The following is a 13,445-nucleotide window of genomic DNA, read 5'->3' on the forward strand; positions in this document are numbered from 1 at the left end:
CACAATGCATGTGCCACTGTCGCGGCAGTATGCTCATTGAATCATTATTAACGGATTGAAGCGTTCATATAAGCGGATATGCAACAACAATTATGTACCCTCAAACGCCTCTTCATTAACTATACTCAAATTCAAAATAAAAGTCAAAGATGGTCAAACTTTTTACATGAAAAAAACATCCTGATTCCACAGCTGTCGTACAGCGCAAACCAAGATGTTTATTTCTTCTCATATAAAATAGCTCTAACTTATGCGTATGCGTACTTCTTATCAGGGCTTCAATTGTTCAAGAAATGGCGCGCCCGCAAGGAATCGAACCTTGATCTCAGGCTCCGGAGGCCTACGTCATATCCATTGGACCACGGGCGCTCACCCTAAAAAATGATGCAAGGAATATTATAAAACAAGTTACTTAATTGCGCAACTGCTTTCATATAAAGAAGGGATGCAAGATGTACCTCGCTATATGGTTAGTTGAACATTAGACGGTAGTCATCTTCATTCCGATAATACCTATAACGATACACATAAGGAACATAAGCTGTGTGCGATTGTATTTTTCTTTGAACCAGAAAATACTGACCAGGGTAATCCCTACAGAACCAATCCCTGCCCATACGGCATAAGCGACACCTGCGGGGATGACGAGCATCGCCTGAGTAAGGCAATAGAAGGAAAGGGCGATACCGATCGTCATCACGATAAGCGGTGTCTTCCTTTTGAATCCATCAATGTATTTCATTGCGATGACGGACACGATTTCCTCTAAACCTGCAATTACGAGTAATAACCAAGCCATTAGGTAGTTTCTCCTTTCTCAGTTGTCGAGAGCTTCATGCCCACAATTCCTGTAAGGAGAATGATCAAAAATAATATTTGCGCAAAGCTGTAAGGTTCTCCTAGATATACACCAATAGCATATGTCCCGACAGTACCTATACCTACGAATACCGTATAGGCGATAGCAACCGGGATACGCTTATACGCTTGAATCAACAAAATGAAGCTGATAGCAATAAGAGCAAACACGCCGATCCACTCTAGCGTTGATGATGCGTATTTAAGTCCAGAGGCCCAAATGATTTCTAAGGCCCCTGCGATGATAACGAGTAGCCAAGCCATTTATATGCACTTCCCTTTCTTCTAGTTGTTGGTAGTCTGGCTGAATGCTTGGGTAAAGCGCATATTGCACATGTTCAATTTAAGGCTGCTTTATGCCAAGTGCGCGACCTATAACAAGAAGGAGCTGAGCCTTCAGAGGTTCTATTTGATCAATACCTTGCTGCTTGTCTACAAAGTGAGCAGTCTCCGCAGTTTGCTCCATCATGTTAATAAGCATGCGCACGATTGTGAGTTCATGAGTCCCTTCCGCGGCTTCACCACGTTGAGCTGCTTCCTTAATTTGCTCACTGAACCAAACGTAATACGGGTCGTAGATTTGTTCCCAACGAGGGAATGAATGATGATAGGCAAGCCCCGAGTAACAGAATAAGATGACCTCTTGAAATTCGTCAGCCATCTCAAAACTGACATCAATCATGACTTTGACCTTATCTGTGAGCAATTGGGCTTGTTCTGTACGCGAGATGATCTGTGCTAGTGATTGCTGCAATATATAGTCCGCAATTGCCGGTACCAAGTCATTTTTAGCAGAGAAATAAATATAGAAAGTTCCTTGCGCGACGCCTGCGCGTTTTACAATGTCGCCAACAGCTGTTTGTTGAAATCCTTTTTCTCGTACGAGATCGATCGCAGCATGCAGCAGTGCGCTGTACTTTTCTTCTTTTTTACGATTCATAAAGGGAACACCTCCAATAAAATGACTGACAGTCATTCATAAATGATAAGTATAGACTAGCACTTTGGATGAAAGCAAGCAATGTGGGAAATGGTGGAGTGAAGATAAACGAGGAGCGAAATGTAACATATATCCTTGCGATTCGTGATGGGAAGCTGAGTATTCGTATTCTGAAATTATTCCTGTAATTGGATAGATACAAAACTATCAGTTTCGTTTACTTATTTAGATACATGATTAAAGGGTAAGCAATCTAATTGGGAAAAATGTATTTCTTATTAAGGAAGAAAGAGTGTCACCAATGATCTCGAACAAGCCCAGAGATCGCTATATGTATAAGATCTTGTCCATTTGCCCATTATAGATGCGGGATACTTGCAAGTTGCCGTAATCTTCGGTAGAATGATGGTGGGACGAAAAATGTGCACGCGGGACGAAATGAGTCCAGAAAGAAGTGCAGCAGTCCTTTCAACCATCCAACACTATAGTTCCGAGGAGTACGGAGTGAAAGAAATGCGTGAATGGCTAGAGATAAACAGACAACTTCTGCCTGATCTGATGGAACTGTTGAAAAAGCGCTACGCGATCCTGCATGAGATTATGATGTCTGATGTCATTGGTCGTCGTACGTTAGCTGCATCTTTGCAGATGACTGAACGTGTGTTGCGAGCAGAAACCGACCTCTTAAAGGTACAAGGCCTTATCGAGACGGAGACAGCTGGCATGCGGATCAGTGAGCAAGGGCGCAAGCTCCTTAGACAGATGGAACCATTAATGCGAGAAATACTCGGCATGAGGAATTTAGAAGAAGCCATTCAGCAGAAGTTTGGCCTTAAGCAAGTCATCGTCATTCCCGGAGACTCCGAACAATCACCTGTGGTGAAGCAGGAATTAGGGCGAGCTGCCTGCGATGTGTTGAATCGTGAGATGAGACATGACGATGTCATTGCGGTAACCGGCGGATCAACGCTCGCTGCAGTGGCAGAGCAAACAGGTTCGACATCTCACAAGGGCAACTGGTTCGTGCCAGCCCGAGGTGGCTTAGGCGAGAGTCTGGAATATCAAGCAAATACGATTGCTTCCAAGATGGCAAAACAGTTCGGAGCGCAGTATCGATTGCTGCATGTGCCGGACTTGCTAAGTGAGGAAGCGTATCAGTCGCTTAGGTATGAACCGAATATTCGAGATATTTTAGGACTCATTCGACAAGCACGCATTATTCTTCATGGCATTGGTGATGCCTTGGTCATGGCGAGAAGAAGACGTATGGAGCCAGCTGTTATTGAACAGATTCAGCAAGGTGGCGCATTGGCGGAAGCGTTCGGCTATTATTTCGATCGTGAAGGTCGAGTGGTGCACAAGATGTTGACATTGGGCTTGCGGCTTGAGGATATTTCAAGAACCGAAGTCGTCATCGCAGTAGCCGGGGGCAAGAGCAAGGCTGATGCCATTATGTCGGTGCTAGAGTTTGGTCACGAAGATATTTTGATCATCGATGAAGCAGCAGCAGCTGCCATCGTGCAAGCATGTGGTCTCGACGAGCCTAAGAGCCGTCTTGAACAATAGATAATACTTACATCCTTAACAGGGAAATGGGAGGAATCATCAATGGTTAAAGTTGGTATTAACGGTTTTGGTCGTATCGGTCGTAACGTATTCCGTGCAGCTCTTAACAACGCAGAGGTTGAAATCGTAGCAATTAACGATTTGACAGACGTTAAAACACTTGCACACCTTTTGAAATATGACACAACACACGGTAAATTGGACGCTACAGTAGAAGCTTCCGAAGGTGCGTTGATCGTTAACGGTAAAGAAATTAAAGTATTCGCAGAGCGTAACCCAGAGAACCTTCCTTGGGGAGCTAATGGCGTTGAAATCGTTGTTGAATCCACTGGTATCTTCACAGCGAAAGATAAAGCTGAGCTTCACTTGAAAGGCGGCGCTAAAAAAGTTATTATCTCCGCTCCAGCTACTAACGAAGATATCACTATCGTTATGGGCGTTAACGAAGATAAGTACGATGCAGCTAGCCACACAATCATCTCTAACGCTTCTTGCACAACAAACTGCTTGGCGCCATTCGCTAAAGTATTGAATGACAAGTTCGGTATCGAAAAAGGTATGATGAACACAATTCATTCCTACACGAATGACCAATCCGTTCTTGACTTGCCGCACAAAGACCTTCGTCGTGCTCGTGCAGCTGCTGAGAACATCATTCCTTCCACAACTGGTGCTGCTAAAGCTGTAAGCTTGGTATTGCCTGAGTTGGCTGGTAAATTGAACGGTATGTCCATGCGCGTTCCTACACCTAACGTTTCCGTAACTGACTTGGTTGTAGAACTTAAGCAAGACGTTACTGTTGAAGAAGTAAACGCAGCTCTTAAAGAAGCAGCTGAAGGTCCTTTGAAAGGTATCTTGAACTACTCCGAAGAGCCATTGGTATCCAGCGACTACAATGGTGACCCAGCTTCCTCCACTATCGATGCTTTGACAACGATGGTAATCGGCGGAAACATGGTTAAAGTTGTTTCCTGGTACGACAACGAGTGGGGCTACTCCAACCGCGTTGTAGACTTGGCTGCTTACATCGCTAAAAAAGGTCTTTAATTCCATAAGCCAGACAACCAAAGAGGAGTAACCGTTTAGGTCTCCTCTTTGGTTAATTGGAGCGATTGTTTTAGGAACCTATTTGATACAACCAACCATAACCGAACCGTAATATACCAAATGACCAAGGATGGGCTGATGAGGCTATCCACTCATAACCTTATATATAGAATGATTATGAATATCGGTCGTGAAGAGAAATAATCAGATATAGATACACAGATAGATATAGATATAAAAGTGTAGAGAAACCATAGAACAGAACGACAAGCAATAAACCATACTGTGTACCACAACAGATAGAACAGAAAATAGAGATGAAACACTATAGATATAGGCCATGTAAATGGCATTAGAGAGAAAACATACAGATAGAGAAATAACCATAGAACCGTACATGAACCGTACAAATAGAAATAGAAACAATAGAAGCTAAATATAGATACGTCCAATAAAGGACGAAACATAGAACCGTATTAGAACCGTATTAGAACCGTACAAAGTGCAGCAGCTAAATTGCCCTTGAATTAGGAGGATAAAGAGATGAACAAAAAGAGCGTAAAAGATATCGAAGTGAACGGCAAACGCGTATTCATGCGTGTAGACTTCAACGTACCTTTGGATAAAGGCGTTATCACGGACGATACTCGTATCCAAGAGACGCTTCCAACGATCAAGTTCTTGATCGAAAAAGGCGCAAAAGTTATTCTTGCAAGCCACATGGGTCGTCCTAAAGGTGAAGTAGTTGACTCTATGCGTTTGACTCCAGCAGCAGCTCGTTTGGGCGAATTACTTGGCAAGCCAGTTAAGAAGCTTGATGAGTCTATCGGCGAAGCAGTTCAAGCTGAAATTGCTAAAATGGAAAACGGCGACGTTGTTGTATTGGAAAACGTTCGTTTCCACGCTGGCGAAGAGAAGAACGACCCTGCATTGGCACAAGAATTCGCAGCTTTGGCTGACGTATTCGTAAACGATGCTTTCGGCGCAGCACACCGTGCACACGCATCTACAGAAGGTATCGCTAAGCTTCTTCCTGCAGTAGCTGGTCTTCTTATGGAGAAAGAATTGAGCGTTCTTAGTAAAGCTCTTTCCAACCCTGAGCGTCCATTCACAGCTATCGTTGGTGGTTCCAAAGTTAAGGACAAAATCGATGTAATCAACAAAATGCTTGAAATCGCAGACAACGTTATCATCGGCGGCGGTTTGACTTACACATTCTTCAAAGCACAAGGTCACGAGATCGGTAAGTCTTTATTGGATGAGAGCAAGTTGCAAGAATCTCTTGGCTTTATCGAAAAAGCAAAAGAGCTTGGCAAGAATTTGTATCTGCCAGTAGACGTTGTCGTTACTGATGACTTCAGTGCTGACGCTAACACGCAAATTGTTGATGTAACGGGTATTCCAGCAGAGTGGGAAGGTATCGACATCGGTCCTAAAACACGTGAAATTTACGCTGACGTTATCAAAAACTCTAAGCTTGTTGTATGGAACGGACCAATGGGCGTATTCGAAATCGAACCATTCTCCCACGGTACTCGTGCAGTAGCAGATGCTTGTGCTGAGACTAGTGCATACACAATCATCGGCGGCGGCGATTCCGCAGCAGCTGTTGAGAAGTTCAACTTGAAAGACAAAATGGACCACATCTCCACAGGCGGCGGCGCTTCCCTTGAGTTCATGGAAGGCAAAGTATTGCCAGGCGTAGTGGCATTGAACGATAAATAAGATTGATTTTTAAAGCTAGCTAGACGTTACTTTCTGTAGACGGTATAGCAGCTATACCGTCCACGGCTAAAGGAGTGTAATTCAATGAGACAACCAATCATCGCAGGAAACTGGAAAATGTTCAAAACAGTATCTGAAGCTACTGACTTCATCGCAGAAGCGAAAGGCAAAGCAGAAGTAGAGGGCGTAGAGAGCGTAATTTGCGCACCTTTCACGAACTTGCCAGCACTTGTTGAAGCAGTTAAAGGTACTTCCATCAAAATTGGTGCACAAAACCTTCACTTCGAAGATTCCGGTGCATTCACAGGCGAGATCAGCGGCGCAATGCTAAAAGATCTTGGTGTACACTACGTAATCATCGGACATTCCGAGCGTCGTGCATACTTCGCTGAAACAGACGAAATCGTGAACAAGAAGACGCATGCAGCATTCCGTCATGGCTTGACTCCGATTGTATGTGTGGGCGAGTCCCTTGAAGAGCGTGAATCCGGCAAGACTAACGACGTATGCCGCGTGCAAACGGAAGAAGCTTTCAAAGGCTTGTCCGCTGAGCAAGCGAAGCAAGTTGTTATCGCTTATGAGCCAATCTGGGCAATCGGTACTGGCAAGTCTTCCACAGCAGCAGATGCAAATGAGACAATCAGCTACATCCGCAGCGTGGTAACTGGCCTTTACAATGAAGAAGTAGCACAAGCAGTACGCATTCAATACGGCGGCAGTGTTAAGCCTGAGAACGTACGTGAATATATGTCTGAGAGCGACATCGATGGCGCATTGGTAGGAGGCGCAAGCTTGCAGCCTGCTTCGTATATCGCATTGGTGGAGGGAGCGAAGTAAGATGTCCGCACCTAGACCAGTAGCTCTTATTATTATGGACGGCTTCGGCCTTCGCGGTACTGAAGAAGGTAATGCAGTAGCACAAGCGAAGAAGCCTAACTATGACCGTTACATGAGCCAATACCCGAACACTACGCTAGTCGCTTGCGGCGAAGCAGTAGGTTTGCCGCAAGGCCAAATGGGTAACTCAGAAGTGGGTCACTTGAATATCGGTGCAGGCCGCATCGTATATCAAGACTTGACTCGTATTACGAAGTCGATTCGTGAAGGTGAATTCTACGATAATCAAACGCTTATCGGAGCAGTGAACTATGCGAAAACAAACAACAAGGCGCTTCATATTTACGGCTTGTTGTCTGATGGCGGCGTTCACAGTCATATTGACCATACATTCGCGATGCTTGATCTGTGCAAGAAGGAAGGCTTGACGGAAGTATACGTTCACGCATTCCTTGATGGCCGCGACGTAGCGCCTGACAGCGCTATTGGCTACCTTGAACAGCTGCAAGCGAAGATCCAAGAAGTTGGTATAGGTAAAATCGCTACGGTACAAGGCCGCTACTATGCGATGGACCGCGACAAGCGCTGGGAGCGTTTGGAGAAGTCCTACCGTGCGATGGTATATGCTGACGGACCTAAATACCATGATCCAATTGAAGCGGTGAAGAAGTCTTACGAGCAATCGATCTTCGATGAATTCGTAATGCCGACCGTCATCGTAGATGAGCAGGATCAACCGGTAGGTCTAGTGAAGAGCGAGGATGCAGTTATATTCTTGAACTTCCGTCCTGACCGTGCGATTCAGTTGTCGCAAGTGTTCACGAACAGTGATTTCCAAGGCTTTGACCGTGGAGAGAACCATCCAACAGGTTTGTATTTCGTCTGCTTGACGCTCTTCTCTGAGACAGTCGGTGGATTCGTAGCTTACAAGCCGAAAGAATTGGATAACACATTCGGTGAAGTGCTTGTACAACACGGCAAGAAGCAGCTCCGCATTGCGGAAACGGAGAAATATCCGCACGTTACTTTCTTCTTCAGTGGTGGTCGAGACGTCGAGTTGCCAGGTGAGAAGCGCGTGTTGATCAATTCTCCAAAAGTTGCGACTTATGACTTGCAACCAGAGATGAGCGCTTACGAAGTGGCGGAAGCTGCTGTAAACGAAATCAACTCCGATCAATTTGATGCTATTATTTTGAACTTCGCTAACCCTGATATGGTTGGTCATTCCGGAATGCTTGAGCCAACGATCAAGGCAGTTGAAGTAACAGATGAGTGCATGGGTAAAGTTGTTGAAGCAGTACTAGCTAAAGGCGGCGTTGCAATCATTACAGCTGACCACGGCAATGCAGATATGGTATTCGATGAGAATGGCCGTCCTCATACGGCACATACGACGAACCCAGTTCCGTTCATCCTTACGTCCAACGATGTTGAATTGCGTGAAGATGGCATCTTGGCAGATATCGCACCAACGATGCTTGAACTATTGAACTTGCCTAAGCCAGTTGAAATGACAGGCGCTTCGTTGTTGAAGAAGTAATGAAGCAAAGCTAAAGGGCCCTTGAACCTATAGGTATATGCTTTGCTTATATAGATTATGTTACAATATATAAATACTAATTTATTGTTAAAAGGAGATGTATTTCATCATGACTATGATTATTGATGCATACGCACGCGAAGTCCTTGACTCCCGTGGTAACCCAACTGTAGAAGTAGAAATCAAATTGGAGAATGGCGGCTTCGGTCGTGCAATCGTACCTTCTGGTGCTTCCACAGGTGCTCACGAAGCAGTTGAGCTTCGTGACGGCGCTAAAGATCGTTACGTTGGTAAAGGCGTTGAGAACGCAGTTAAGAACGTAAACGACATCATCGCTCCAGAAATCATCGGTATGGACGCGCTTGAGCAAGTTGCAATCGACAAGCTCATGATCGAGTTGGACGGAACGCCTAACAAAGGCAAACTCGGCGCTAACGCTATCTTAGCAATATCCATGGCAGTAGCTCGCGCAGCTGCTGACGCTTTGCAAGTTCCTTTGTACACATACCTTGGCGGATTCAACGCTAAGCAATTGCCAGTACCAATGATGAACATCATCAACGGTGGTGAGCATGCTGACAACAACATCGACGTTCAAGAGTTCATGGTATTGCCAGTTGGCGCTCCTAACTTCAAAGAAGCGCTTCGTATGGGTGCAGAAATCTTCCACAGCTTGAAGTCTGTACTAAAAGCAAAAGGCTTGAACACAGCTGTAGGTGACGAAGGTGGATTCGCTCCTAACCTTGGTTCCAACGAAGAAGCTCTTCAAGTTATCATCGAAGCAATCGAAGCAGCTGGCTACAAGCCAGGTCAAGATATCTTCTTGGGTATGGACGTTGCTTCCACTGAGTTCTACAAAGACGGTAAATACACACTTGCAGGCGAAGGAAAATCCTACACATCTGCTGAGTATGTTGACCTTCTTGCTTCTTGGGTTGATAAATACCCAATCATCACAATCGAAGACGGTATGTCCGAAGATGACTGGGATGGTTGGAAGTTGCTTACTGAAAAATTGGGCGACAAAGTTCAACTCGTTGGTGACGACTTGTTCGTTACAAACACAGAGCGTCTTGGCAGAGGTATCGAGCAAGGCATCGGTAACTCCATCTTGATCAAAGTTAACCAAATCGGTACGTTGACTGAAACATTCGACGCAATCGAAATGGCTAAGCGCGCTGGTTACACAGCAGTTATCTCCCACCGTTCTGGTGAGTCCGAAGATAGCACAATTGCTGATATCGCAGTTGCTACTAACGCTGGTCAAATCAAAACAGGTGCTCCGTCTCGTACGGACCGTGTTGCGAAATACAACCAATTGCTTCGCATCGAAGACCAATTGGGTGGCGCAGCTCGCTACGACGGCTTGAAATCCTTCTACAACTTGAAAAAATAAGGTGCTGCCGCGTTAGTGGCGCATTTCTAAATAATAAGGGGCTGTCCCACAAGCAGAGTGATCTGCTTGTAGGGATAGCCCCTTATTTTTGTATACATGACGTTTCATTCATGTACTTTTTTCAGTTGTGGCCTAAACGTCGAGTTGGGTTATCAGGCGAGATAGCTTAGTTGCTCTTATCTGTTACATGGCTATCTTCGTTCTATCGTTGGTTGTTTATTTAGATACTCAATGAGACGACGTTGACGACTGGTGGCACCTGCAACGATAATGCCCAATCCGTATTGCTTCGCCACATGATAATAAGACAATGGTAGCTCTGTCTGATGGAGGAAATCTTCTACGGCTGTTAGCACACCATTGCGTGGCCCGCCTTCACTAATAGCATTGCAGAAGGATGCGTTCATTCCATCTTGCGTAAGTTGAGATTGTCCACGCTTTACACCAAGATGGGCATATTTATGACGGAATGGGTCTGGTATCGTCTCAGGGAAATAATACATATCTCTACGCGCATAGGGCCATTCAACGTCATGAAACAGAACGACAGGAAACGGGTCCATCTTAGTCAGCAATTGAAGCTCATTATAGACCGTGTACCAGTTATGATCGCCATCAATAAGCACAACATCGCAATGTTCGATCTTTGGAAGTGCATTCAAGCTTATATCTAAAATTGGCTGAAATCGTTCTCCGTGTTGTTCTTGTACAGCTTGGACATCGAACATGGGGGATGGATCGATAATCGTAAGACGACGGCGGCTAAATGAAATATAGCGCAGCAAATTGTGCGTATTCCATCCTTGGGCACTGCCAATTTCCACAATGTGACGCGGTCGGAGAAGACGAAGTATCGGATGTATATATCCTTCCCAGAAATATTTCATGTCACAGCCTCCTTCTCCTAATGATGAATACCATAAAACCTATAAAGCAGGTGCGGATATACGTTAAATTTCGCATTACGAAATATCGTATGTTGGAATTCATTCATTGGTGTAAAAGAGGGCTGGAGGTATGGCGCTGTATAAATTACAACCCCCACAGGCAATTGTGAGGGCGTATGGCATTGATACATGGATATGTCGACTAAAGACTACAAGAAACCATTCTTATTTAACTGCTAGTTTTAACAGCCAGCCCACTAAATGAAATTGGACCAACCACATCAGCTCTCGTATTAGCAGTTTGATTTTCTGCGGTTACTGTGTATACATGGCTGCCTGCTGGTACATTTCTATTGATGGCCTGGAAAGTGACGACATAATTTTGTTCAGAACCAGATGATTCAATGCCTTGCACCGTATTAAATATTTCATTTCCATCGCGGAAGATTCTAAAGAGGACTTGAGCGATGCCAGTAACCCCTCTAACACCGACAGTTGCTACTAATTCAACCCGATTAGGTTGAGCATTAGCAGATGGGATTCGAAGTCTTATTGAAGCTAGACTAGATCTTGCTGGTGAACGTCTGATAATAGTGGAACTTCCTAAGTTGAATCTGCTTCGCGGTTGGGAGGTGGCTTTATCCAGAATACGTACCAGTGCAATCAACTCCTCTGATTTGATAACTATAAATTATGTTAGAAAAGAAGGAGTGATTGGGCGCTGATAAAACAGGCTTGCTTCAATAGTAAACAATAAAGTTGAAGTTGCCTTTATGGATGTTTATGTATAAAATAATAAAAACCACTATTGTGCTATAATTACTACTGAACGATAATGGTATCTCGAATGAGGTTGGAGAAGCATATGAAGGAAATTATTCAATTCAAAAAGGGTGTGCTTGGTTTATGTGCCATGCTGCTTATCCAAGAGCGGGATCGATATGGGTTTGAGCTAGCGCAAACAATATCCAAGCATGTAGAAGTAGCAGAAGGAGCTATTTATCCGGTATTGCGTCGACTTGTTGCAGACGGTCATTGCTCAACTTATTTACAGGAATCAACCGAAGGGCCGCCGCGCAAATATTATCGTCTTACGCCAGAGGGTAAGTCTTATATGGAACAGCTTGTCCGTGAATGGGGAGTATTTGTATCCAATATTAATGGGTTGATCGAATCATACGAGACGGAGGTTGAATGATGAACAGGCAAGAGTATTTGGCATTGTTACGATTCTATTCTCAACAGTTGGCACCAGAGGTGCAGTCTGATCTTCTATCTGAAGTGGAGGCTCATTTTATATACGGTGAGCAGCAGGGCAAGACGGAAGAGCAAATAGCGGAGGAGCTTGGCGATCCGATTGAAATGGCGAAGGAAACAGTAGGTCCGGGTTACAAGGCACCAGACTTATCTGCCTTTCAAGAAATGAATCGAACGGACGAACCACAGAATCACTATTATTCATATCCTAATTATTCTGGTCATTCTGAAGCGGAGTACCCTTATGAAAGCCCTGGCCAGCCTAAAGCTAAGAAATCGTTACTTGCGCTCTTATCGGCGTTTACCCTTATTGTGGTAGGAGGGGGTCTGTTGGTTTCAATCGGTATTGCCCAGTTTATAGGTGGGTCTGATGAAAAAATGGTTGTTTCATCAACAGTAGGATCGATACTTGATGATGTGGATAAGCAATTAGAAGACTTGGAAGATGTAGTGAATATGGAAGATATAGAAGATATCGTAGAGGCTTCAACATCTTTCGCTTGGGATCAAGAGGGTCATGACTTCGAAGGAAGCAATTATGAAGGCGTCATCCGTATGGGAGATTCGTCAGCATGGAAGGATCTTATTATTGAAACGGATCTCGGTGAATTGGACATCCAGTTCAAACAAGGTGATCGCAATGAGATCGCTTGGAAGGCTTTTACTTCCCCTAAAGTAGGAGAGCGTATGCAAGCTGCCCAACTTAAAGGAGAACAAGTCATTTTTGATCTGGATGATTCAGGAATGTATGATGATTATCGTTATTCTTTTGTTGTCACGTTGCAGGACGATGTTGAGCTCCGTAAGCTTCAGCTTGAACAGGAGTTAGGCGAGATTAATCTGAATGGTGGTAAGTTCGAGAAAGTTGAGCTCCATATGGATAGCGGGGTATTGCATGCCAGCGATATCGTCAGTCGTTTCATGAACGTAGAGTTAGACAATGGCTCCACCCAAATAGAGAGAGTCGATTCCCCGATTAAGCTAGAGTCTGATAATGGTGAAATAAAAATTTTGGAAACGACACAGCCTGTAGATATTGAGCTTGATCTAGGTAATGCCAATATTGTAATGAAACAACCACATGATGTAGATGTAAAGACGAATATGGGTATGATTGAGGTTGAAGTTCCACAGGGAGCTAAAGGGAAATATGAAGTTAAATCGGGTTTGGGTAATGTGGAAGTTCCTACATCAGACGATAATGGAACATTCCGTGTGAACGCCAAAACAGATGCAGGGACGATTATTGTAAAAGAGTAAGTTGGAATTATGGGATACATATTATAACCAAGCATGCGGAATGTATGGACAAATTGCTTCCATTTTGTAATGATACGTTTATGATAAATACACACCTAGCCATGGTGTGCCTGATACAGCTCACAATTTGAA

General features: G+C 44.3%; 13 protein-coding genes and 1 tRNA gene. 8 read left to right on the top strand and 6 right to left on the bottom strand.

The features are described from left to right. Window positions 1-294: 294 nt before the first annotated feature. From NQ117_RS14450 to NQ117_RS14465, 4 genes are all read right to left on the bottom strand, one after another. Window positions 295-369 (bottom strand) — tRNA-Arg (locus NQ117_RS14450). A gap of 112 nt (window positions 370-481) precedes the next feature. Further along, window positions 482-799 (bottom strand): DMT family transporter, encoded by a 318-nt coding sequence (locus tag NQ117_RS14455; RefSeq protein ID WP_258278742.1) that lies wholly within the window; start codon window positions 797-799, stop codon window positions 482-484. Beyond that, entirely contained in the window at window positions 799-1,122 is a 324-nt protein-coding gene (locus NQ117_RS14460; protein ID WP_258278743.1) for a DMT family transporter, read from the bottom strand. Before NQ117_RS14460 ends, NQ117_RS14455 begins: the two co-directional genes overlap by 1 nt. 79 nt (window positions 1,123-1,201) lie before the next feature. Then, complete coding sequence (locus tag NQ117_RS14465; protein ID WP_258278744.1) at window positions 1,202-1,798, bottom strand: TetR/AcrR family transcriptional regulator; 597 nt, start codon at window positions 1,796-1,798, stop codon at window positions 1,202-1,204. Window positions 1,799-2,311: 513 nt separating this feature from the next. Between NQ117_RS14465 and NQ117_RS14470 the strand changes: the two genes are divergently transcribed. The 6 genes from NQ117_RS14470 to eno all read left to right on the top strand — a co-directional run bounded on the left by NQ117_RS14470 (window position 2,312) and on the right by eno (window position 9,909). Next, on the top strand, window positions 2,312-3,364 hold the full coding sequence (locus NQ117_RS14470; protein WP_258279050.1) for a sugar-binding transcriptional regulator: 1,053 nt from the start codon (window positions 2,312-2,314) through the stop codon (window positions 3,362-3,364). A gap of 42 nt (window positions 3,365-3,406) precedes the next feature. Continuing rightward, a complete protein-coding gene (gap, locus tag NQ117_RS14475) occupies window positions 3,407-4,411 on the top strand; it encodes a type I glyceraldehyde-3-phosphate dehydrogenase (protein ID WP_258278745.1) in 1,005 nt (334 codons plus the stop codon). Window positions 4,412-4,954: 543 nt separating this feature from the next. Then, window positions 4,955-6,136 (top strand): phosphoglycerate kinase, encoded by a 1,182-nt coding sequence (locus tag NQ117_RS14480; RefSeq protein ID WP_258278746.1) that lies wholly within the window; start codon window positions 4,955-4,957, stop codon window positions 6,134-6,136. 84 nt (window positions 6,137-6,220) lie between these two features. After that, window positions 6,221-6,973: a triose-phosphate isomerase gene (gene tpiA, locus NQ117_RS14485; RefSeq protein ID WP_192026646.1), complete on the top strand. Its 753-nt coding sequence runs from the start codon at window positions 6,221-6,223 to the stop codon at window positions 6,971-6,973. Window position 6,974: 1 nt separating this feature from the next. Next, entirely contained in the window at window positions 6,975-8,513 is a 1,539-nt protein-coding gene (gene gpmI, locus NQ117_RS14490; RefSeq protein WP_258278747.1) for a 2,3-bisphosphoglycerate-independent phosphoglycerate mutase, read from the top strand. Between the two features lie 109 nt (window positions 8,514-8,622). Further along, window positions 8,623-9,909 (top strand): phosphopyruvate hydratase, encoded by a 1,287-nt coding sequence (gene eno / locus NQ117_RS14495; protein WP_258278748.1) that lies wholly within the window; start codon window positions 8,623-8,625, stop codon window positions 9,907-9,909. A 191-nt stretch (window positions 9,910-10,100) separates the two neighbouring features. Here the strand turns inward: eno and NQ117_RS14500 are convergent, their stop codons facing one another. Next, window positions 10,101-10,796: a class I SAM-dependent methyltransferase gene (locus NQ117_RS14500; RefSeq protein WP_258278749.1), complete on the bottom strand. Its 696-nt coding sequence runs from the start codon at window positions 10,794-10,796 to the stop codon at window positions 10,101-10,103. 229 nt (window positions 10,797-11,025) lie between these two features. Beyond that, on the bottom strand, window positions 11,026-11,454 hold the full coding sequence (locus NQ117_RS14505) for an exosporium protein C (protein ID WP_258279051.1): 429 nt from the start codon (window positions 11,452-11,454) through the stop codon (window positions 11,026-11,028). Between the two features lie 207 nt (window positions 11,455-11,661). Here NQ117_RS14505 and NQ117_RS14510 point away from each other — a divergent pair, with 207 nt between their 5' ends. Then, window positions 11,662-11,994: a PadR family transcriptional regulator gene (locus NQ117_RS14510; RefSeq protein ID WP_258278750.1), complete on the top strand. Its 333-nt coding sequence runs from the start codon at window positions 11,662-11,664 to the stop codon at window positions 11,992-11,994. After that, a complete protein-coding gene (locus NQ117_RS14515) occupies window positions 11,991-13,313 on the top strand; it encodes a DUF4097 family beta strand repeat-containing protein (protein WP_258278751.1) in 1,323 nt (440 codons plus the stop codon). Before NQ117_RS14510 ends, NQ117_RS14515 begins: the two co-directional genes overlap by 4 nt. Window positions 13,314-13,445: the final 132 nt, after the last annotated feature.

Origin of the sequence: Paenibacillus sp. SC116 (genome assembly GCF_024733555.1) — a bacterium.
In the GTDB taxonomy this organism is placed as follows: Bacteria; Bacillota; Bacilli; order Paenibacillales; family Paenibacillaceae; genus Paenibacillus_B.